Origin of the sequence: Marinobacter sp. LV10R520-4 (assembly GCF_002563815.1) — a bacterium.
Lineage (GTDB): Bacteria > Pseudomonadota > Gammaproteobacteria > Pseudomonadales > Oleiphilaceae > Marinobacter.
In genome coordinates, this window is the sequence record NZ_PDJM01000001.1 from 3309875 (window position 1) to 3331307 (window position 21433).

Annotated in this window: 24 protein-coding genes; 3 read left to right on the top strand and 21 right to left on the bottom strand. The window is 55.7% G+C overall.

Annotated elements, in window-relative coordinates; genetic code table 11:
- Positions 1-15: 15 nt before the first annotated feature.
- The 4 genes from phnE (ATG98_RS16065) to phnD (ATG98_RS16080) are packed head-to-tail and all read right to left on the bottom strand — an operon-like array spanning position 16 to position 3359.
- Positions 16-825, bottom strand: coding sequence for a phosphonate ABC transporter, permease protein PhnE (phnE, locus tag ATG98_RS16065; protein WP_098423817.1), 810 nt, complete (start codon positions 823-825; stop codon positions 16-18).
- Entirely contained in the window at positions 819-1637 is an 819-nt protein-coding gene (phnE, locus tag ATG98_RS16070; protein ID WP_098418118.1) for a phosphonate ABC transporter, permease protein PhnE, read from the bottom strand. The genes phnE (ATG98_RS16065) and phnE (ATG98_RS16070) overlap by 7 nt, the downstream gene beginning before the upstream one ends.
- Complete coding sequence (phnC, locus tag ATG98_RS16075; RefSeq protein WP_098423818.1) at positions 1634-2437, bottom strand: phosphonate ABC transporter ATP-binding protein; 804 nt, start codon at positions 2435-2437, stop codon at positions 1634-1636. The genes phnE (ATG98_RS16070) and phnC (ATG98_RS16075) overlap by 4 nt, the downstream gene beginning before the upstream one ends.
- A 52-nt stretch (positions 2438-2489) precedes the next feature.
- Positions 2490-3359, bottom strand: a complete 870-nt coding sequence (gene phnD / locus ATG98_RS16080; RefSeq protein WP_143751483.1) for a phosphate/phosphite/phosphonate ABC transporter substrate-binding protein — start codon at positions 3357-3359, stop codon at positions 2490-2492.
- Positions 3360-3824: 465 nt separating this feature from the next.
- On the opposite strand from phnD (ATG98_RS16080), the gene ATG98_RS16085 reads away from it, so the two are divergent.
- A complete protein-coding gene (locus tag ATG98_RS16085; RefSeq protein ID WP_098423819.1) occupies positions 3825-4532 on the top strand; it encodes a hypothetical protein in 708 nt (235 codons plus the stop codon).
- Between the two features lie 46 nt (positions 4533-4578).
- On the top strand, positions 4579-5322 hold the full coding sequence (locus ATG98_RS16090; protein ID WP_098418122.1) for a molecular chaperone DnaJ: 744 nt from the start codon (positions 4579-4581) through the stop codon (positions 5320-5322).
- Here ATG98_RS16090 and ATG98_RS16095 read toward each other — a convergent pair.
- Positions 5319-6404, bottom strand: a complete 1086-nt coding sequence (locus tag ATG98_RS16095; RefSeq protein WP_098423820.1) for an alpha/beta hydrolase — start codon at positions 6402-6404, stop codon at positions 5319-5321. The two genes, ATG98_RS16090 and ATG98_RS16095, sit on opposite strands and share 4 nt — an antisense overlap.
- Positions 6405-6660: 256 nt before the next feature.
- Here ATG98_RS16095 and corA point away from each other — a divergent pair, with 256 nt between their 5' ends.
- A complete protein-coding gene (corA, locus tag ATG98_RS16100; protein ID WP_098423821.1) occupies positions 6661-7734 on the top strand; it encodes a magnesium/cobalt transporter CorA in 1074 nt (357 codons plus the stop codon).
- 16 nt (positions 7735-7750) lie between these two features.
- On the opposite strand, the gene phnN is transcribed toward corA, so the two are convergent.
- From phnN to ATG98_RS16180, 16 genes are all read right to left on the bottom strand, one after another.
- A complete protein-coding gene (gene phnN / locus ATG98_RS16105) occupies positions 7751-8395 on the bottom strand; it encodes a ribose 1,5-bisphosphokinase (RefSeq protein ID WP_098423822.1) in 645 nt (214 codons plus the stop codon).
- Between the two features lie 21 nt (positions 8396-8416).
- A complete protein-coding gene (locus ATG98_RS16110) occupies positions 8417-9604 on the bottom strand; it encodes an alpha-D-ribose 1-methylphosphonate 5-triphosphate diphosphatase (protein WP_098423823.1) in 1188 nt (395 codons plus the stop codon).
- Positions 9601-10305: a phosphonate C-P lyase system protein PhnL gene (phnL, locus tag ATG98_RS16115; protein WP_098423824.1), complete on the bottom strand. Its 705-nt coding sequence runs from the start codon at positions 10303-10305 to the stop codon at positions 9601-9603. The genes ATG98_RS16110 and phnL overlap by 4 nt, the downstream gene beginning before the upstream one ends.
- Positions 10306-10336: 31 nt before the next feature.
- On the bottom strand, positions 10337-11146 hold the full coding sequence (gene phnK / locus ATG98_RS16120) for a phosphonate C-P lyase system protein PhnK (RefSeq protein ID WP_098423825.1): 810 nt from the start codon (positions 11144-11146) through the stop codon (positions 10337-10339).
- Complete coding sequence (locus ATG98_RS16125; RefSeq protein ID WP_098423826.1) at positions 11143-12072, bottom strand: alpha-D-ribose 1-methylphosphonate 5-phosphate C-P-lyase PhnJ; 930 nt, start codon at positions 12070-12072, stop codon at positions 11143-11145. The genes phnK and ATG98_RS16125 overlap by 4 nt, the downstream gene beginning before the upstream one ends.
- Positions 12069-13271: a carbon-phosphorus lyase complex subunit PhnI gene (locus tag ATG98_RS16130; RefSeq protein WP_098418129.1), complete on the bottom strand. Its 1203-nt coding sequence runs from the start codon at positions 13269-13271 to the stop codon at positions 12069-12071. The genes ATG98_RS16125 and ATG98_RS16130 overlap by 4 nt, the downstream gene beginning before the upstream one ends.
- Position 13272: 1 nt before the next feature.
- Positions 13273-13938 carry a phosphonate C-P lyase system protein PhnH gene (gene phnH / locus ATG98_RS16135; RefSeq protein ID WP_098423827.1) on the bottom strand — a complete coding sequence of 222 codons (666 nt, stop codon included), beginning with the start codon at positions 13936-13938 and terminating at the stop codon, positions 13273-13275.
- Positions 13939-13941: 3 nt separating this feature from the next.
- Positions 13942-14442 carry a phosphonate C-P lyase system protein PhnG gene (gene phnG, locus ATG98_RS16140; protein ID WP_098423828.1) on the bottom strand — a complete coding sequence of 167 codons (501 nt, stop codon included), beginning with the start codon at positions 14440-14442 and terminating at the stop codon, positions 13942-13944.
- A 32-nt stretch (positions 14443-14474) separates the two neighbouring features.
- Positions 14475-15281, bottom strand: coding sequence for a phosphonate ABC transporter, permease protein PhnE (phnE, locus tag ATG98_RS16145; RefSeq protein WP_098423829.1), 807 nt, complete (start codon positions 15279-15281; stop codon positions 14475-14477).
- Between the two features lie 89 nt (positions 15282-15370).
- Positions 15371-16381 (bottom strand): phosphonate ABC transporter substrate-binding protein, encoded by a 1011-nt coding sequence (gene phnD / locus ATG98_RS16150; protein ID WP_098423830.1) that lies wholly within the window; start codon positions 16379-16381, stop codon positions 15371-15373.
- A 53-nt stretch (positions 16382-16434) separates the two neighbouring features.
- Entirely contained in the window at positions 16435-17283 is an 849-nt protein-coding gene (gene phnC / locus ATG98_RS16155) for a phosphonate ABC transporter ATP-binding protein (protein WP_098423831.1), read from the bottom strand.
- A gap of 107 nt (positions 17284-17390) precedes the next feature.
- Positions 17391-18155 (bottom strand): phosphonate metabolism protein PhnP, encoded by a 765-nt coding sequence (phnP, locus tag ATG98_RS16160; RefSeq protein WP_098423832.1) that lies wholly within the window; start codon positions 18153-18155, stop codon positions 17391-17393.
- A 122-nt stretch (positions 18156-18277) separates the two neighbouring features.
- Entirely contained in the window at positions 18278-19900 is a 1623-nt protein-coding gene (locus ATG98_RS16165; protein WP_098423833.1) for a hypothetical protein, read from the bottom strand.
- Positions 19901-20048: 148 nt separating this feature from the next.
- A complete protein-coding gene (locus tag ATG98_RS16170; RefSeq protein ID WP_098423834.1) occupies positions 20049-20258 on the bottom strand; it encodes a hypothetical protein in 210 nt (69 codons plus the stop codon).
- 14 nt (positions 20259-20272) lie between these two features.
- The gene (locus ATG98_RS16175) at positions 20273-21151 is read right to left on the bottom strand and encodes a DMT family transporter (protein WP_098423835.1); all 879 of its coding nucleotides are present in this window, start codon (positions 21149-21151) and stop codon (positions 20273-20275) included.
- A gap of 42 nt (positions 21152-21193) precedes the next feature.
- A complete protein-coding gene (locus ATG98_RS16180) occupies positions 21194-21433 on the bottom strand; it encodes a CDGSH iron-sulfur domain-containing protein (protein WP_098418139.1) in 240 nt (79 codons plus the stop codon).

A 21433-nucleotide genomic window follows, 5' to 3' on the forward strand; every position in this document is an offset into this window, starting at 1 on the left:
CTTCTGCTTTCTCGTTCAGATTACTTTTTTGCGCAGAACACTGGTAATGGCTTCGCCCACAATAACCAGAACAATGATGGCTAGCAGAATTGTTGCAACTGTCTGCCAGGCGAACAGGTCAATCGACCCCTGCAGCAACACCCCGATACCGCCGGCGCCCACCAGGCCCAAAACGGTAGACTCACGGATATTGATATCCCAGCGCAAAATAATGATGGCAAAAAAGGCCGGCATTACCTGGGGTACAATCGCGTAAAGCACCACCTTCATTTTACTGGCGCCCGTTGCTTGCATGGCTTCTACTGGGTTGCGATCAATCTCTTCAATGGCCTCGCCCATCAGTTTGCCAATGAAGCCGATGGACCGGAACATAACGGCCAGAATACCGGCCAGCACGCCCGGGCCAAAAATGGCCACAAACAGCAGTGCCCATATAATGGTGTTCACTGAACGGCTGGATACCAGAATAAACCGGCCAAGCCACAGGGTTGCCTTGTTCGGCGTTGTATTCTGCGCCGCAATATAAGACACCGGCAAAGCGATGAATATCGTCAGCATGGTCGACAGCGTGGCAATATGAACGGTTTCCAACATGGCATGGAAAATCGCATCCCAGCGGCTGAACTCCGGTGGCCACATGCGTGAACCCAGGCTTTGAATCTGATTGGGAGCGTCCCATACCCAGGGCCAGAAAATGTCGATGTCTTTTATTGCCCAGACAACGGCCACCAACGTTACCAGGTAAATCCCGTAACGGATCAGCTGCTCTTTTCGGTCATAGCGCGACCAGACACGGTCTTTCAGTTTTGCAGCGTGATCTACCATACTTTTTTCCTCACCCATCCGCTGAACCCTTCACTGATCAAAATGATCCCGATAATCATTAGCAGAATGGCAAATGCGAAATCGTAATCGTAACGTCCGAAGGCGTTCATAAGCGTGCCACCAATACCGCCGGCACCTACAATACCGACCACCGCGGACGCGCGAAGATTACTGTCGAGCTGGTACATAGAAAGCCCGATCTGGCGTGGCATAATCTGTGGAAAAACCCCGAACACCAGTATTTTGAAATATCCGGCACCCACCGAACGCATGGCCTCAACCTGGCCCCAGTCAATCTCTTCGATTTCCTCAGCGAGCAGTTTCGCTACAAAGCCGATGGAATACAGAGTCAGAGTGAGAATGCCCGCCAGCGGGCCAAAACCGACCGCGGCCACAAAAAGAATGGCCACTATGACCGGATGAAAGCTGCGGGATATTACGATCAGCGCACGTCCCAACAGATAAATAGGCAATGGCGCCACATTTTTAGCGGCCATCACCGCGATGGGGAGCGACAGACCCACACCCATCAGGGTCGCCAGAAAGGCAATCTGAAAACTTTCCTTGAACCCGGTCCATAACAGACCTCCGCGCTCAAAACTGGGTGGAAATGCGCCACCAAAAATCTGAGCAGCCCGGGGCAGCCCTTCGGAAACCCGATCCCAATTAAAAGGTAAGGTTGAAAATGCCCAGTAAAGATACGTCATAGCTATCGCAATCAGGCCGTATCGAACCCAAGGGTTGGCTATAAACGGTGGCTTTTTCCAGACCCTGCCTGACTGGGCGCCGGCTCCAGCTTTGACGCGTGTCATGCCGAAGCCTCCTGATCCTGGGATGCCTGTTTTCCTGAGTCCTCACCGTCTTCTTCCGGTGATTCGATGCCGCCATATATGGCGTCTAGCGCATCCTGGTTGAAATCTTTGGGCTCGCCGTCAAAGATCATCTGGCCGTGGCGCATGCCCACAATGCGGTCGGTGTACATCCGCGCCTGGGTCACGTTATGAATATTAATCAGCACCGGCAGTGACATTTCACTCGCCAGGCTTTGCAAAAGGCTCATGATTTGCTGCGATGTTTTGGGGTCCAGCGAGGCTGTTGGCTCGTCGGCCAACAGAATCTCCGGCTCTTGCATCAGCGCACGTACCACTGCAACACGCTGCCGCTCGCCACCGGATAGCTGGTCGGCGCGTTTATCAGCGTATTGGGCAATACCAACACGCTCCATCAAGTTGAAGGCGCGGTCGATATCGGTCTGCGGAAAGCGGCGGGTGAGAGCCTGAAAAAAGGATACATAACCCAAACGTCCGGACAGCACGTTCTCCATCACGGTTAAACGATCAATCAGGTTGAAACCTTGAAAAATCATACCGATGCGCCGGCGGGAATGACGCAACGCACTTCCGCGAAGATTGACCAACTCGTGGCCGTTTAGCTTGATCGAACCCGATGTAGGTTCAACCAACCGGTTGATGCAACGCAACAGGGTACTTTTCCCGGCGCCTGATGCGCCGACAATGGAAACAACACTGCTGCCATCTACCTTCAGATCAAGGCCTTTGAGCACAGGGTCGTTCTGCCCGTATCGCTTGACGAGGTTGGTAATCTCTAACATGTGATTGACTCCGGGTAGAGCCTCTGACGATTAGCCAGAGGCTCCGTTTTTCTTATTTAAGGTTATCGGGGGTGTACTGGACGCCGTTGGACGCCTGAATGGTGCGGATAACGCGCCAGTTGTCCTTGTAGTTGATGGGAATGAAGGTTTCTACGCCTTCAAACTCGTCACCTAACTCGGTGCCAGCGAACTGAAAGGTATAAAAGGCTTCGCGAACTTTTTCGGCCAAGTCAGGGTGCAGGTTATGTGCATAGTTATAAGATGTTGTCGGGAAACGATCTGATTCCCAAATCAGGCGCACGTCGTCAACGTCATACAATCCACGCGCAGCCATGCGCTCTACCACTTCTGATGCGACCGGGGCGGCATCGTAGTCACGAGCTACTACGCCCAGCATTGATTGATCGTGGCTGCCCGAAAAAGAAATTTCGTAGTCTTCACCCGGTACTATTCCAAGCTCCGGAAACAGTGCTCTGGGTGCCTGGTTGCCGGAATTAGAGGTGGGTGATGTGTGTGCAACCCGCTTGCCTTTGAGGTCTTTCATTTCAAAAATGTCAGAACTGCTGTGGGTGAAAACCTGCAAGGTATAGCCAAACTGACCCGTGTCTGAACCCATCAGCGCAAAGGGAACTGCACCGGCAAGGTTAACGGCGAAAGGTGTTGGGCCGGTGGAAAAGCCGGCGATGTGCAGGCGTCCACTGCGCATAGCTTCTACTTGGGCAGAATTGGATTGCACGGCGAAGAAGCGAACATCTTTACCGGTCACTTTTGCCAGGTGGTCAATGAAAGGCTGCCAGATATCCGAATAAATGGCCGGATCTTCAACGGGCGTGTAGGCAAAAATCAAGGTGTCGGGATTAACCCACTCCGACTCGTCTGTTGGCAAGTCGGCTACCATGTCGCCGTTTACATCGCAGTACATGGCATCGAGTGCACCTCGTTCACAGTCCGCCAGAGCAGGGCTGCTGAAAGCAAACAGCAAAGCCGACAGCTGCCAGGGTGACGGACGGCAAGGTGCCGGAGAACAGTTTTTTCTGCATATTCATTGAGATGCTCCACTGGAAACGGTCCCTGCATGAGAACTTCATGCCTTGAATTGAACACCCTGAGAGGACCCGTTCCGCCAGGTTGTTGTTATAAGATGTTCAATTGAACACTTATAGTCGCAGCAAAGCACCATTAGGCAAGGTACCTATGTTTGCAACGACAGTCTGCAATAAGAGCGTTCGGCGGAGAAGCCCCGGCGGAAGTGGTTCGATTGAATGCTCATGTGCTCTTTTAGGCGCGTGAGCATTGGCCAATGTGGTCTGCCAGGCCTGTGAATTGCGTATTATTTACCCTAAGCTTGCACTAATACATCGGCATAAAAGGTGGTTTGCAAAAGCGTATGTCTGACAAAGAGCTCCGTACAAAATCCGATAAACAATCGATTGACCAGTTTATCCACCAGGTTCGCAAGTTGCCTCAGCAAGGTGGAGGGCAGAATGGCGCGCAGGGCCGGCTGATTTTTACGCTGGATGCCACCGCCAGCAGAGAGGCTACCTGGGACCAGGCTTGCCACTTGCAGAGCGAGCTTTTTCTGGCGACCCGGGATTTGGGCGGCCTGGCTATTCAGCTTTGTTATTACCGCGGTTACGGGGAATTCAAGGCTACGGGGTTTGTTAACCAGACCAGCCAGCTGCTAAACCTGATGAATGGCGTATCCTGCCTGGGCGGCCGTACCCAGATTCACAGGGTTTTGGCGCACGCCCGAGCAGAAACCCGGTCAAAGGCCGTCAAGGCCGTGGTGTTTATTGGGGACTGTTGTGAGGAGCCGGTAGATGAGCTTTGCCATATTGCCGGTGAGCTGGGCATGCTGCGCACCCCGGTGTTTATGTTCCTGGAAGGTGGCGACACACACGCCAAGGCAGTTTTTCAGCAAGTGGCCAAACTGTCGGGCGGCGCCTATGCACCCTTTAACAGTAACAGCCCGCAAATGCTGAAGGATCTTATGGCCGCTGTTGCGGTCTATGCTTCCGGGGGAGCGAAAGCGCTGCAAGACTATTCCAGTCGCAGCTCACCAGAAGTCAGGCGCCTGACCCAGCAAATCCGTTAGCGCTTATTTCCATTAACCAGTGGGCCAACCGGCCCGAGGTATCCGAGTGCCATTAGTGCTTTTGATTGCTGTGATGACCGTTGTTGCCTGGTTCTGGCTGCGTAACCAACCGCCCGGCCAGCAAAAACCGGCCATCATCAAGCTGGTGGTGATTGCGGGTGTTGTGATGGTGGTTCTGATGGCCATCACCGGCCGCCTGCCGATCTTGTTTGCAGGGTTGGCTTTCCTGTTCCCTCTGTTACGGCGGGTTCTGCCTTCGCTATTGATGGGGCGCCTGTCGGGCATGATGGGAAGCGGCCAGGCGAAGGCAAAACCTGGCAACCAGTCCCATGTGTCCAGTGACATCCTCAAGATGACCCTGGATCACGACTCCGGAGATATGACCGGTGAAATAGTGAAGGGCCCTATGGCCGGGCGGGCGCTGGCGGATTTGGCCGAGAGTGAATTCATCGGGCTATTGCAGTACTGCCGGGACCAGGATGAGGACTCTGCCCGGCTTTTGGAAACCTATTTAGACCGCCGCTTCGGCGATTCCTGGCGTACTGACGATCCGACTGGCGATGACAGGGCCCAAAACGGCGAGCAGAACGGTGAGCGCGAAAGCTCGAACAGTAGCGGCACTCTGACCGACAGCGAAGCTCTGGATATTCTGGGGCTTCAGGAGGGCGCCAGCCGCGACGAAATTATTCAGGCCCACCGCAGAATGATGCAGAAAATGCACCCGGACCGCGGTGGAAGTAACTACCTGGCCGCCCGTGTTAATGAAGCCAAAGAGCGGTTGCTGAGCTAAGGCGCCGCTGAACCTGCTTCCACCCGCGCTAAAAATCCGCTTATGTCGTCAAACGCCTCTTCCGCCTCTGGTAACAGTGGCGTAAACATGTGCCAAACATGAACCATGTCGGGCCAGGTTTTCATTTCCACCGGCGAGCCGGCCTCTTGCGCCTTTGATACATACCGTTGGGCGTTTTCGTGCAGCAACTCCGATTCGCTGACGTGGATCAGTGTTGGCGGCAGATTGTGGAGCTTTCCCCGCAGGGGTGAGGCCATTGGGCTGGTGGGTAATATGCGAATGCCCAAAACCGTTCCCCACCACAGCAGCGGCGAGGGTATTCGCCCCAGTTTCTCAATGGTGGGCCCAAGCATGGCATCGGTTTTCAGGTTGGCTCTCTTGCTTAGTGACGTAAGCATGAGCTCGGTGGAGGGTGACAGGGCAATCGCGGCATTCGGTGATGGCAGATTCTGGTCTCGTATCCAGGCAATCAGGCCCAGAGTGTGACTGCCGCCGGCAGAGTCCCCGGCGATCACCACAAAATCAGCCGCAGACTTCCCATCCGGGCCGTTATCGAGCATCCAGCGGTAAGCCTGCTGGCAGTCGATAATACCGTCCAGATAACGGTTTTCCGGCATTAACCGGTAATCAACGGCGAATACGCAGGCATGGGCCAACCTAGACAAACGATCAGTGATTGCGCGATGGCTTTTGGGGCTGCCGGCGATCCAGGAACCGCCGTGAATGTAGAGAATTCGCCGATTGGGGTCTGATCCGGGTGCAATCACCCATTCCCCATTGGGTTCGCCATCTGCAGCGGGGCGGATATCCGAGACGAGTTTCAGACCGTCGCTCATGCTATCCATATGGCGCCGCAGGGCTTTTATCCGGGCGCGGCCACGGAGACCTTCAGTCGAGGCATGCATGCCCTTAATCTTTTCAAGCACTTGCTGCCGAGCCTCGCTTTGCGGCTGGTGAGTGGTGGTTGTGCTATCAGCACCAACATTGTTTTTTCGGCGCACAATGAACAGCACTGCAACCACCAGTGCGACCATCACTAGACCAAGCCACATCATTGCGAACCAGGCGATTCCGAAAATCATCTTTAAACCCCTGCGTAGTTTTAAGACAGCTCGTTTGTGAGCCGCCATGTTAGTTTACTCATGGTTCTTACAATGATCGCTCTAGCCTTGGTCCTGCTAGTTTTATCACTCTAGCATGGCTCTAATCAGCGTCTATAATTCTGGTTGCAGAGTGAGAAATTTCACGAAAAGCACCACTAAAAACGATCAGGCTGGGGCATTTCGAGAAAACACGCTGGCCCATTAAACCGTCAAACAGCGCCCGGGCGAATGATATATGGCTTATTTTAACAAACACTACCACAGCCCAGGCACGGCTCCCGGAACTCTGGTGACCATTCAAAAACCGGTAGCGCCGGTTACCATAAAGCTGATTGATTACACGGAGACCTCGGTTGAGGAGCACCAACTTGCGTCAGCGCGCGATTGCCAGCCATTTCTGGCCCGGGAGAGTAAAACCTGGATTCAGGTAAACGGGCATATCGATCCAGATACCCTTCGAGATTTTGGTGAACTGTTTGATCTTCACGACCTGGCGCTGGAGGACATCATCAACAGTGGCCAACGCCCCAAAATCGAACTGTATGACGACCAGATTTTCATCATCGCGACACTGCCCGTTTACGATGGCCAGAATCTGGAGCTGGTTCAGGTGAGCCTTTTCGTTGGAAAGAACTATCTGATCTGCTTTTGCCCTCTGGCGAATGACCCTTTTGAGCCGGTACGCAAGCGAATGCGACAACCCAACAACCGTCGCTTCGCTGACCGCGGGATTGATTATCTGCTGTATGCGCTGATGGATTTTATTATTGACGCCGGTTTTCCAGTATTGGAACAATTCGGCGGCGAACTTGAAGCGCTTGAGGAGGAGTTGCTGGAACGCCCGAGTCAGAAAACGCTGGCGTTATTGCATGAGCTTAAGCGCGAACTGCTGACCTTACGACGGGTGCTCTGGCCCCAGCGGGAACTGATCACAACGTTGATGCGGGGTGAAGACGAGCTGATTCTGGCAGACACCCTGGTGTATTTCAGGGACTGTTACGACCACAGCATTCAGATTATCGAATTATTGGAAAGCTTTCGCGATATGGCTGCCAGTATGCTAGATATCTACCTGTCCAGTATCAGCCAGCGCACCAATGAGACCATGAGGGTGTTGACGATCATCGCGACCATCTTTATTCCGCTGACGTTTTTGGTGGGTGTTTACGGCATGAATTTTGAACACCCGGGCAGCCCCTGGTCGATGCCAGAACTGGGCTGGTATTACGGTTACCCGATGGTCTGGGGCGTCATGATTCTAACCGTTCTGGGGTTGCTCTGGTTCTTCAAACGTCGGCACTGGATATAGCCGCTTGGGCTGGTTTTCATTTGCTATCAATACCTTGAACGGAGGCCTTCACGCAGCCCGCTTGGTGACCGTTCTGTTGTTCTGCGATCGCAGCCAACAGGTTGGATACGGCGTCTTCCACGTTGCCATTGTTCTCGATCACAAGGCAGTCTGAAGGGAGCTGCTGTTCCAGCTCCCGGGCACGGCGAATCCGCGCGTCGATCTGATCAGCGCATTCCCGGCCGCGCAGCATCAGGCGCTGTTGCAGCCGGTCCGGGTCGACACGGATCAGTACTGGAATAAGCGTGTCGCCATAATGCGCCCGAGCTTCATCGAGATAGCCGCGGGATCCATTCACCAGTACCTGGCCACCGCGAGTAAGCCACTGGTCGATCTCGCGGCCGATCCCGTAGCGGAAACCGTTGGCTGACCAGTGCATGGCAAAGGCATCTATGGCTACCCGTTGCTCGAACTCGGTGTCTGAAAGCCAGATATGGCGCTCGGTGCCGCCATCTGGCTTTCGGGTTATATAGCGGTGGGCCACAAGTGGCCTCATGTCATCTGTAGAGCCTTCCCGACAGCCTCGCAGTAGCGTGTCCTTACCCGCGCCTGACGCCCCCATAATGTAAAACAGGCGTCCCAACCCGGCCGCGAGCGGCTGTTTATTGTTTGATTCTGGCACCTTTCGCTCCTCAGTAGCGTCTCAATACACGCGTTTTCCGCTTCGCCAGACGTTTTGAATCACCGGCAGTTGATTTCTGGGTTCCACCAGCACCAGGTCCGCCCGTTTGCCGCGTTCGATCACGCCGCGGTCATGGAGGTTGGCGCAGCGCGCGGGGGTGATAGTGACGGTGGCAATGGCCCGAGCCATGTCATAGTCGTTGTCTTCCATGCAGGCCAGGCGAAATGCCGCGTGCAGCATGCTGGCGGGATAATAGTCTGAGGACAGTATATCGAGCACCCCGGCGGAGGCCAGCTCGGCCGCTGCAATGTTGCCAGAGTGGGAGCCTCCCCGCACAATATTGGGCGCACCCATCAATACCCGCAACCCTTGGTCATGGGAGGCTTTTGCCGCTTCCCGGGTGGTGGGAAATTCCGCAATACGCATACCCAATGCTGCCGACTCTGCAACGTGGTCGAGGGTCGCGTCATCATGGCTTGCCAGCGGGATGCCTCTGGCCTGGCAGATGGCGACTATGGCTTTGCGGTTTCGGTCGCTGTGCAGCAGAGCAGATTCCTTGCGCTTGTGCGTGAAGGCGTCCATTTCAGCGTCGCTGAGGTTGTGCTTGCCCTTGTAATACTGCCGGTACTTGTCTTCCCGAACAAATTGACGCTGCCCTGGTGTGTGGTCCATGACTGAAACAAGCTGGAGCAGGGGATGATCAACCAGGTCTTCGAACAGTTGCAGGGTTTCGCCAAAACTGACTTCGCAGCGCAAGTGCAGCAGGTGATCCGCCCGCAACATGCCCGCATCACGTGTTTCCGACAGAGCGTCGATGAGGGTCCTGAGGTGGGTCAGGCGGTTGCTGTCATCAACAATATCACCGACGGACAACGCGTCGAATACCGTGGTTATGCCAGACGATACAATATGGGCGTCGTGGGTGAGCACGGCCGGGTGGCTGGGCCAGATAACGCCCGGCCGTGGCGAAAAGTGCTTTTCAAGGTTGTCTGTATGCAGCTCCACCAGTCCCGGAATCAGGTAGGCTCCCTGGCAATCCTGGGCTTTGGCTGCCCGGGTGTTCCCCCGATCTATAGCACTGATCAAACCATTCCGGACTTTGAGTGTGCCGGTAAAGACTTCGTTTTCAGTCACAATACGGGCGTTGGTGAGCAGTAATTCACTGCTTTCAAGCTGCGGCCGTTCCAGTGTCAGGTCCATGGTGCTCATGCTGCTTCCTCTTTTACGGGGCTGGTCAGGGGTATTCGGCGGTCGGCCAGCTGGTCGCGTAGCCCGGCGTCGTGGAAAATTCCTACAATAGCCGCACCGCGTTCCCGGGCCTGCTTGATAAGTGACACCACAACAGCGCAGTTGTCTGCGTCCAGAGAAGCCGTAGGTTCGTCCAGCAAAAGGATGGGGTAATCAACCACAAAGCCCCGGGCGATATTGACCCGTTGTTGCTCGCCGCCGGAAAAGGTTGAGGGAGCCAGGTGCCAGAGCGTCTTGGGTATGTTCAGTTGGCGCAGCAATCCGGAGGCTTTTTCGCGACAGGTCTCCCGGTCTACGCCCAGGGCCCTTAGCGGTTCCATCACCACTTCGAGGGTCGATACCCGGGGAATAACCCGCAGGAATTGGCTGACATAGCCCAGGGTTTGGCGCCGGATGGTCAGAATCTGCCTCGGTGTTGCTGTGACCAGATCGGTAAGCTCGCCCTGGTGCCGAACATGAAGTTGACCGGACTGGGGCTTATAGTTGGCGTAAAGCGAACGCAAAAGAGTACTTTTGCCGGACCCGGAGCGCCCGTCCAGCACGACGCATTCGCCAGCGTTCACGTTAAAGGACACATCCGTGAGGACGGGGTAGGAAACACCACCCTGATTGTGCAGGGTGAATCGTTTGTTCAGGTCGGTAACCTGGATCATGACCGTCATTGCAGTTCTCCAGCTCGATCACAGTGCGGTGTCACGGGGTCAACACCGAAGACACCAGCAACTGACTGTAAGGGTGTTGTGGGTCGTCCAGTATCTGGTCGGTAAGGCCCTGCTCAACCACCTTGCCGCCACGCATGACCATGAGCCGGTGGGATAACAATCGGGCAACAGCAAGGTCATGTGTTACCAGCACAACAGACAGGCCCAGGTCTACTACCAGGTTACGCAGCATATCCAGCAGGCGGGCCTGAACCGAGACATCCAGCCCACCGGTGGGCTCATCCATGAAAACCAGTCGCGGCTGGGTGACCAGATTGCGGGCAATCTGAAGGCGCTGCTGCATGCCTCCGGAAAACGTGCGAGGCAGGTCATCAATACGGGCGGTATCAATCTCTACTTCTCGTAGCCAGGCTTCCCCCGTTGAACGCAGGGTGCCGTAATGACGTTCCCCGATGGCCATCAAGCGCTCGCCAATATTGGCGCCGGCGCTTACGCCCATCCGCAGGCCATCCCGTGGATGCTGGTGAACAATCCCCCAGTCGGTGCGCAGCAGAAGCCGGCGCTGGCTCTCGGTAATATCGTAGATGTCGAGTTTGTCGCCCTGTTTGCCTGTGTACTCAATCTGTCCGGAATCTGGTGTCAGCATTCCAGAGAGGCATTGCAGTAGCGTGGTTTTGCCAGAGCCGGACTCGCCCACTATTCCCAGTACTTCGCCGGGCCAAAGTTCAAAGTCGACGCCATCCACGCCTTTGCCGGGGGCGTAGAGTTTGCGCAGATCGTTTACCTTCAGCAGGGGCTCGGCCAAGCCCTCTTGTGTCATGGCGATTGCCGCGTTCGTCATACAGCCTCCTGACGGGCGCCGGTCTCGAAGCGCTGGTTGCAATAGTCAGTGTCAGAACAGATGAAAATGCGCCCGCCCTCATCGTCGGTCACCACTTCATCCAGGAAGGAATGGTCCGATCCGCAAAACTCGCAGGTTTGGTCCCAACCCTGGATCTCAAAGGGGTGATCCTCGAAATCGAGACTTTCAACACGGGTGAACGGCGGGATGGCGTAGATGCGTTTCTCCCGGCCAGCGCCGAACAGTTGCAGCGCCGGGTTGCCGTGCATCTTTGGGTTATCAAATTTGGGTATGGGCGACGGGTCCATCACATAGTGGCCGTTGACCTTGACCGGATAGGCGTAGGTGGTGGCGATGTGCCCGAAGCGCGCAATGTCCTCATACAGCTTGACGTGCATCACCCCGTATTCCTGCAGTGCGTGCATTTTGCGGGTCTCGGTTTCCCGCGGCTCGATAAAGCGCAGAGGGTCGGGAATCGGTACCTGATAGACCAGTATCTGGCCGTGGCTGAGCGGCATCTCCGGTATCCGGTGACGGGTCTGGATAACACTCGCTTCACGGGTAGATTCTGTGGTGGCAACGCCGGCTGTGCGGGCAAAAAAGCGCCTGATGCTGACCGCATTGGTGGTGTCGTCTGCGCCCTGGTCGATCACTTTGAGAACGTCATCCTGACCGATAATAGTGGCCGTGACCTGCATGCCACCGGTGCCCCAACCATAGGGCAACGGCATCTCGCGTCCGCCGAAGGGTACCTGGTACCCGGGCACCGCCACGGCTTTCAGCAGGCATCGGCGAATCATCCGTTTGGTCTGCTCGTCTAGGTAGGCGAAGTTATAGCCGGTGCTGTTACTTTGGCTGTCATTCTGGCCGTCACTCTGGCTGTCATCCGGGTTGCCAGGGTTGTGGTTAAGAGCTGCGCTGGTCATGCCTGTTTCACCTCACGGTGTTGTTCGTTGTCCATGCTCGGCTCATCTTGGTTGCCGGGTTTGGATGTGGTGTTCACTTTTGGGCCCTGGTGGCCTGATTTGCGTTGTTCAAACTCTTTCCGGAGTCGTCGCAGCAATACCAGCTCAGACTGAAAATCAACGTAGTGGGGTAGCTTCAGATGAGACACGAAACCCGAGGAGTCGAGGTTGTCGCAGTGGGCGAGAACAAACTCCTCGTCTTGCGCCGGCGAGACCACGTCCTCACCCAGTTCCCGCGCCCGCAGCGCGCGATCCACCAGCGCCATCGCCAGTGCCTTGCGCTCGGAATTGCCAAACGCCAGGCCGTAGCCACGGGTGAAGCGTGGTGCCTCGGTTTCGGTGCCGATAAACTGGTTGATCATGTCGCATTCGCTAACCTGGATGTCACCGACAATAACGGGAAAGCCCAGTTCTTCCGGCGCGATTTCCACCGCCACTTCGCCTTGGCGGATTTCCCCTGCAAACGGGTGATTACGGCCGTAACCGCGCTGGGTAGAATAGGCGAGTGCCAGCAGGAATCCCTCGTCGCCGCGGGCCAGGGCTTGTAGGCGCAGGTCCCGGCCAGCGGGATAGTCCAGTGGCTGGCGGGTAAGATCGGCAGGCGCTTCTGACTCGGCTGAAGCGTCGGATTGAATGCGACCGCTATTGGCCAGTGGGCTTTCAATCAGCCCCTCGCTGTTGAGGAAATCCAGTACCCGCGGGCAGTCTTCCACCGTTTCGTCGCCGGAGGGTGTTGTTGAGCCCCGCTCACCATTGGCCAGCAACGTAAAATCCAGCAATCGATGGGTGTAATCGTAGGTGGGGCCTAACACCTGACCGCCAGGCAGATCCTTGTAGGCGGCGGAAATCCGGCGCCGGATAGCCATGGTGTTGGTTTCCATTGGCACAGACGCGAGGAAGCGCGGCAGAGTCGTGCGATAGGCCCGCAGAAGGAATATGGCCTCAATAACATCGCCGCTGGCCTGCTTGAGTGCCAGTGCTGCAAGTTCCGGGTCGTAAAGAGAGCCTTCGGCCATCACTCGGTCTACCGCGAGCCCCATTTGTTGGCGAATCTGGGCAACGCTCAGTTCCGGTATCGAGGTGTCGCCGCGGCGGGTTTCGTCGAGCCAGCTGTGGGCCTGATCGATGGCTTTTTCGCCGCCTTTGACAGCTACGTACATGCTATATCTCCACTCGGGTGGTGCGTGGCAGACCCATCAGGGCCGTTCCGGCGGTGAACAGAAGGTCAACTCCACAAGGAAAGCGACTGCAATTATCAGCCAGCATGCCAGGCCAACGCGGGTCCAGGCCGGCGATGCCGACCTTGCGTACGCCATCGATCCCCGGGCCATGCAGGGCCCAGGTGCTGGCTGCATCCAGGTTTTCCACCTGCACGATCACCGTGGTGGAACGGTCTGGGTATTCATGGCTGCCTTGGGCAAAATGGGTCAGATCGCCGTCGAAATCCGGTGATATCAGGGCAAACTCTGCCTGGCCCGGTTCGTCCACAAGGCGACAGCCACAGTGAAAACGCAGCGCGCTCACCAGGGCATCGGTTCGTAAGACCGGCGCAATCCACAAGGGTGTTTCCGCGTCCAGAAGTGCCAGGCAAAGCTGGTATGAAGCAATGTTTGCGCCTTCAGGCGCTGGGCTTTCCGTCACGTTTTGCACGGTTCCGGGCTCAGAGAGCGCGGTGAGCGCGCGACGAAACACCTGTTGTGACTGATGTACCGGATCGTCGAATCCGGCGCAAAGTCCGGCTAGTGAGAATGTTGTGGAGAAGGTTGTGGAGAGTGCTGGTGAGAGCCCCGGCATTGCGGGTGGGTGAATCTCGTTTGTCGCGGTCATCGGCTAGCTCCCTCTTACCATGGTCATGAAGTTAACTTTGGTTGTGGCGGCTTTGCGGGAGACCTCTTCACGGCGTGCCAGCCACTGCTCGTGCAGTGGCTGTATCAATGCAGGGCCGTGCTTGCCGCTGTTTTCGCACATCAGGCCGTCGAACAGTGCCGCCAGTTCAGCGTGGCGCCGGCTGCGGCCAGTAACATAGCCAAAGCCCTGTGCACCGCCACCCAGTTCTACTACACATCGGGTAAGCGTTATTTCGCCGAGATTAAAGGGCGAACCGGTGCCTCCGGTGCGGCCACGCACCATAGCCATGCCAATTTCCGGTTTACGCAGGTGGCGGAAAGTCGGTCGATTTGGCAGGTTTTGCCAGTAAGTCTCCAAGTCACTCAGGTCAGCTCTTGCCAATACCGACATCCAATATTGACGATTAGCGACTTCGGACGTGAAATCCGTAGTTTGTGAAGAGTTCTGTGAAGAGTTCTGTGAAAAGGTCTGCGCATTATTCATGGGGCGCTCTCTCCTGTGGGTAGGTCGGTTGTTTAAATAAAGCGCTTGCGGATCCACTGAGACGTAATATCCAGTGAGGTCACAACCAGGATAATGATGATCATCACCGCGCAGGTTTGAGCGAACTGGAAGCCGCGCATGCTTTCCCAGAGAATCACGCCGATGCCACCGGCACCCACCATGCCCACAACCGTGGCGGAGCGGACATTGGACTCGAACCGGTATAGTGAATAGGAAATCCACAACGGCAGAACCTGCGGGATCACGCCGTAAATGATTTCCTGCAGACCGCTGGCTCCAGTGGCCCGGACACCTTCTACCGGCCCCGGGTCAATGGCCTCCACAGCTTCGGAAAACAGTTTTGCCAGCACCCCGGTGGTGTGGATAAACAACGCCATGACCCCGGCGAACGGCCCCAGCCCCACAGCGACCACAAACAGCATGGCAAAGACCATCTCGTTGATGGCGCGGAACGAATCCATCAGGCGACGAACCGGCTGGCAGATCCACCAGGGCACCAGATTTTCCGAGGACATGATTCCGAAAGGGATGGCCAGAATGACGGCCATCACGGTGCCCCAGATCGCAATCTGTACGGTTGTGACCATCTCGCTTAGATAGAGCCGCCAATCATGGAAATCGGGCGGGAAAAAATCGGCGGCGAATACGGCCATGTTGTTCCCGTCGGCAATCAAAGCCGCCGGATTCATTTCGGCGCCCTCCCAGGCCCAGACCAGAACCGCGCCGGTGATGCCCCAGCCCAGCAAGGCCGCCCAGTTCCGTGAAAGCAGATTGTTTTGGCCTTCGGGAAGATGTGAGTGTGTTGATGCGCTATGCATGAGAGCTGCCTGTCGCGCTTATGTCTGGGGGTGCCGGGGTCGTCTCTGGCGCAAAAAGGGCTGGCGTCATAAGCCAGCCCCGGGGCTTATCAGTTGGACTCTTCGCGGGCAGCGTCCAGCGCTGCAAGCCGACGATCCAGACCGGCCAGCTGGGCTTCGATGTCAGCCAGCTTTTCGGTCTTTTCCTGTGCTGAGTAATGGCTGTCGTTCTCGATGACCGCTTTTTGCTTGAACATTTCGAGTTGACGAATGGGGATCAGCTGGTCATTGCTGGAAGCACGGAAGGGCGCCCACCCGAGATCGGCCAGGATTTTCAATTCTTTTTCGTCGCCGGTAGTGCCGTAGCTCATCAGAAAGTCGTAGACCTTCTGTTTGGTTTGTGCCGGCAAGTTTTTGCGCCAAACCAGCGGGTCAGACGGAATCAGCGGTGATTTCCAGATTACTTTGAGGTTGTCCGCTTTTTCCGGAAAGTTGAGCTGCAACCGTGCCATTCCCTCGGTATTGAAGGTGGCCACGTCTACCTGTTTGTTCGCCACTGCCATGGCGTTGGTTTCATGGCTCGAGTTCAGAGTGCGTTTGAAGGCTTTTTTGGGATTGACGTCGTTTTTGGCGAAAATGTAGTAGCTGGGTACCAGAAAACCGGAGGTGGAGTTCGGGTCGCCATTACCGAACGTAAGGTCTTTGGCGTTAGCGAGCATATCCTCGACCGTATTCAGGTTGGTGCTGTCTTTGTGGACGATCATCAGGCTCCAGTAGCCGGGTGAGCCGTCCGCGGCGACGGTCTGAACCACAACTTCCCCACCGGCACGGTCAACAGCTTCCATGGCTGACTTGTTGCCGTGCCAGGCAATATCGACCTTGTCGAAGCGCATACCCTGGATGATGCCGGCATAATCCGGTGCAAAGAAACCTTTCACCTCCATGTCCAGCTTTGCCGACATGTCTTCAAGAAAAGGTTCCCAGACGCCTTTCAGATTGCTGGAAGATTCGGTCGAAATGATGCCAAAATTGAGCGCCTTCAGTTCTTCTGCCTGCAAGCCGGCTGCGCCTGCTGTGACTGCGGCCGCCAGGGTCATGCGGCCTATCCATTGTTTCAACATAATTGTTTCCTGTGGTGTTTGAATGTTGGTGAAAATACCGGGCCGTTTTCCGGTCAGCCGGTGGCTGCCAGGGCAAATCCTTTGGCGGGTGTGGGGGTTTTTCGGTTCTTGACCGGTTCGCCGTCAATGTCGAAAGAGGTGGTACCGTAAATACTGGCCAGCACCGCAGGAGTCAGATTCGCAGATGGTCCGTCATACACTATTTCGCCGGCCTTCAGTGCTACCGCCCGGTGGCAAAATTCGCGGGCGTAATCGACTTGATGAAGTGTGACCACAACGGTGCGGCCGTCCTGATTATTAATATCCGCAAGAATTTCCATGACTCGGCGGGCTGATTCAGGATCCAGAGAAGCGATGGGTTCGTCGGCAAGAATCACTTCGGCTTTCTGGGTGAGTGTGCGGGCGATGGCAACCCGTTGCTGCTGGCCACCAGACAGGCAGGATGCCCGCTGGGTTGCCCAGAGATCCATTCCGACGCGGTTCAGGCATTTCAGGGCCAGGGCTTTTTCTTCGGCATTGAACAAACCGAGGCATCCACGCCAACCGGGCACGCGGCCCAGGGCGCCAGTGAGCACATTGGTCATTACCTTCATGCGGCCCACAAGGTTGAACTGCTGAAAGATATAGCCTATGCGTGCCCGCGTTCTTCGGACGTCCGGTGACAGCCGTCCGTTGCATTGCACGGTTTGTCCCAGTACGCGAATTTTGCCGCTGTCTTCATCGCCGCAGCTCAGCCCGGCCAGGTGGCGCAGGAGTGTGGATTTACCGGAACCGGAGGGGCCGATAAGGGCCACCATCTCGCCGGATTCAATGGAAAGGTTGATGTTCCTGAGGGCTTTATCCTTGCGTTTGTTCTTACCAAACGTCTTTGATAAACCTTGAACCTGAATTTCGGGCTCCATAAATCGCCTACCCTGTCGTGTTTCCAACGTGTGTAGGCAGTGTCTCTGGCGGCTGTGACGATTCGATGTCGTTTAGATGTCATTCTGATGAAAAACAGTTGAAAGTTTTAAGACGGGAGTTTGAAATCTGCCCGATCCCCATCCAGGGCAACCTTTATACGATTGGGCAAATCCGGGTTGGTGCTCTGGCGCCAGTTATCCAGCTCGTGGCTGATGTGGATGAGCCACGCCCGGGCAGGGTCTACGGCTTCAATGCAATCCAGAGCCATGGTCCAGTCGTTATGACCTTTTGGTTGATCAGACGGCGGGAATGAGCAGTCTATTGCCAGACCATCAGGCTTCATTGTTTGTAAAAAGCTCTGGGTATCATGGGGCAGGCCCCGGGTATCGGTCAGATAGGCAAACGTGGGGCCACCCGTAACTTCGAAGAGGTAGCCAAAGGTGGGCTTCGAGTGGATCAACGGCACAGGCGTGACCTTTAACCCCCCGATTTCAAATGCAGAGAAGGCTTTTTGAGGGCTGAAATCCAGTATGCCAGGATGACGGAACAGATCGGCGCAGCCGTCAGGGTCAGGGGGCATGAACACGGGGATACTCGGCCCCTTGCCCCAGCGCAGGTGAAACAGCCCCTGAACATGATCAGGGTGGAAATGCGTCAGCACAATGGCATCAAGCTCGCAGGGAGTGAAGCGTTTGTGCAGATCCATCAGGCCGCCATCGATCAGAATGCGGGTGGTTCCGGATTCGATTAGGGCGGAGCAGGGCTCGCGCGCAAAGGCCGCGTTCGTTTTGGCGACGGAACAGGCCGCGCAACGACAACCGTAAAGTGGCACGCCACCGGCAGCGCCCGTTCCTAAAAAGGTTATCCGCATCGGGTGCTCCCGGAAGGGGTTGGGTCCAGACAGGCCCTGTTAGTTACCAGACACTTGAATGAGCGTTGATGGTAACCCTTCAGAGTTAAACAAATGTGACAATCAGAAACAGGTGTTTGTCATTACTGTTGCTCAACATCCTCCACGGAGGCCACTTCGGTCTTTAAGAGCGCGCGGCTGAATTCCCTGAGCATGAAAGGGCGGAAGCTTGCCATGCTGGGGCCATCCTGATTCAAGTCTGGTTTTGCACCCGGTTGAAAGCCGAGCAATCCACCGCCTCTGCTTCCAGTCGCCAGAAATGGCGCAAGTAATTCCGGATTGCCGCTGATCACGTGAACAATAACGTCCCGGCTGACGCCTTCGCCGGTCACCAGCGGTGCCGGCTGGTGATCGCCTAACAGCACCAGCAGGGTATTCTCATCCACATGGCGCGTTGCATAGCCTGTCGCCACATTCAACGCGTAATCGATAGCGAGGGCGTAGTGTTCACGAACTCGATCAGGCTCCCGCCACAGGCTGGCAGGTGTTTCGCCGGCGCCTTTCCATTGATTGAACACCGTGCCGTTGCCAACACTGTCCCAATCGTCCAGCACCGGTAAAATGGGCACCCAGGGAGCATGGCTGCTAATCAGAGCGACTTCTGCAAACATCGGCCCAGCGGCCGGTTCACGAACGCTCCGCTGAAACCAGGACCAGGTGTACTGATCCGGCATGGTCACCCAGTTAAACGCAGGTCCCTGATAATCCATGGTGGTGGATTCGTAGATACGGTTGTAGCCAAATGCCTGGCCTTCTGGCCAGTCTTCGGTAATAGCCGGCATGACCGCCACCGTGTCATGGCCGGTTTCCGCCATATCGTCTATCAGTGTGGGGTAGTCGCTGGCTAGCAAAATCTCGTAATCCAGCTGGGTATCGGTCCACTGGCCACTTAACAACGTGGCGTGCGCCAGCCAGGATTGCCCGCCTTGTACCGGCGATCGCAAACGGCCAGACACCATATGCAGGCCCGCTGCGCTAACAGCGGCTTCCATTTTGTCGAGGCGGGGGCCAATAAGGTGCTGAAAGCGGTCGTCTGCAAGGCTGGAGATACCGTAGGATTCGATAAACCCAAAAATCACATCGGTGCTGGCCAGGCCGGGTAGCGCCACAGGCTTTCCTGCCGCCGGATCGTTCGCCAAACTCTGGCTGAACTCAGCCGTTGACTGACGGGTGTCGACAGCCAACTGTATCTGGGCAGTTGTTAGCTGCGCAGCGCTTAGGCTTACCACCGACTGAGGCACAAACGACACCGCCACCACCAGTAACCCGGTGGCAAAAACCGTTTTACCAAAACTGGAGTGCAGGCCTCCGGCAAGGCGGCTTAGCAGTTTGCTTACCCAGAATGCCAGACCGCAAAACGCCAGCAGTAAAGCCAGCAGTATCAGCAAGGAAAGGCCGGTACCGAGGTTGCCTAGTATCAGATCGACCACAGAGCCGACCACTCCCAGCTCCAGATAAAGGTTGAGCCCACGCCCGAGACTTTGGCGAACCAGCAGGTCGCTTAGCGTAAACAACGCAAGCACGGCGTATAGCGTACCCACCACGCAGGCCAGCACCCGGGTAAATAAAGATGGCGACAATAGGCTAAACACCGCACAGACCATTAGCGCCTCGGCGGCAACCCAGGGAATCCACGGGTAACGCGGCAACAGTAACGCCAGTAACAGACCATTGAACAGCAACAAAGTGAGCGCAAAACGCTTCAAAAGGGGGCTTCCTTTAAGAGAGGGCGCCCGCCGGTGGGATGCCCTTTTTCGATATCGGCAGAAAAGCAGATACGCACGGGACGGGGTTTTTGGATTGCCAGGCGTGTAAAATGTGGCTCAAGTATTTAGCGCGCATGGCGCATAGCCATTAGCCGGCTGTACGATACTGTAAAATAAGACCAACGATTTCATGATCACTTTTCGTTGATGCCAGAGAATCATTCAAGGATGTTCTTTGGGGCAAGTGAATGTTGAATTTGGAACGTAAAATACTTTGCACTTGGCCATCAACAGCTGGGTCAAAGTCTTTTCCAACGTAAACACGAATGCGCTGATAAATAAATTCTTTATTGGCCATTAAAATCACTTCTGTTATTTAGCATTAAAGTGTTTTCCAATCTTTTGTTGAGAAACCTGAGCAGGGTGTTTTCGAATAATGACAAGCGCAATTCCGCCGAGAATGGCGCCCGAAGCCAGCGCCAATCGCAAGGTTATAGATTCATCCAGAAAAACAATACCGCCTGCGGCTGCAATCACGGGAACACTGAGCTGTATGATCGCCGCGTTCGTGGCTTTTAGCATGGGCATTGCCATGTACCATACAACATACCCCAGCCCGGACGTGAGCGCACCTGAGATAATTGCGTACCAGATGCCCGCAACATCCAAAGAAAGCCGGCTCAGCATGAAAATACTTAAAACGACCGTAAAGGCAAGGGCGCGCGTAAAGTTCCCGGCGCTTATGCGAACGGGGTCGCCTACACCTCTCCCGCGCAGAGAATAAACACCCCAGCAAACTCCGGCTCCCAGCATCAACAGGGAACTGGCCAATGGAGGTGTGGTTGACAAACCAGGCAAAAACAACAGCAATAGCCCGCCGAAAGCGAGCGCAAGGCCGGCTAATTGCAGCTTGAGCAGGCGTTCTCCCACCCACAAACCGTAAACAATCATGGTGACTTGAACTGCGCCGAACAACAGCAGTGCGCCCGTGGCCGTGGGCAAGCTCACATAGGCAAATGAAAAACCCGCCGCGTAGGCAAACAAAGCCGCAGCAGACCACCAGCTTCCGCTGCCGCCGCTGGGCCGGCTGCTGATCCGCACGGCCAGCAACAGAACAATCGCACCCGAAATCAAACGGATCGCCGTAAAGCTCGCAGCATCAATATCTGTGTGTTTCAGTGCCATCCGGGCCAGCACCGAATTGCTTGCAAAGGCAATCATGGCGAGGGTTGTCAGAATGATTATTCGCATAAGAAACACTCTATCTGACCGCGAATGAGCTTGGTGGGTTCGTTATACTTGCTTGTGGCTGCCATCACACATTGGCTGCGATGCTGTTGATTTGCAGCCGCAAAAAAATACCTTTTTGGTTTCTGATGCCACGTATTTCACGGGTCTGAAATCTGAGCCACTGTGAGAACCGTCGCAAAAAGGCTGCTTTGCACTTTTACCACAAGCACACCAAAAGTAATTTTTGCCAGATTCCACGTCCACTGCGTAGGGTGTATCAGATGCTCGAATGGCTTTTGTCAT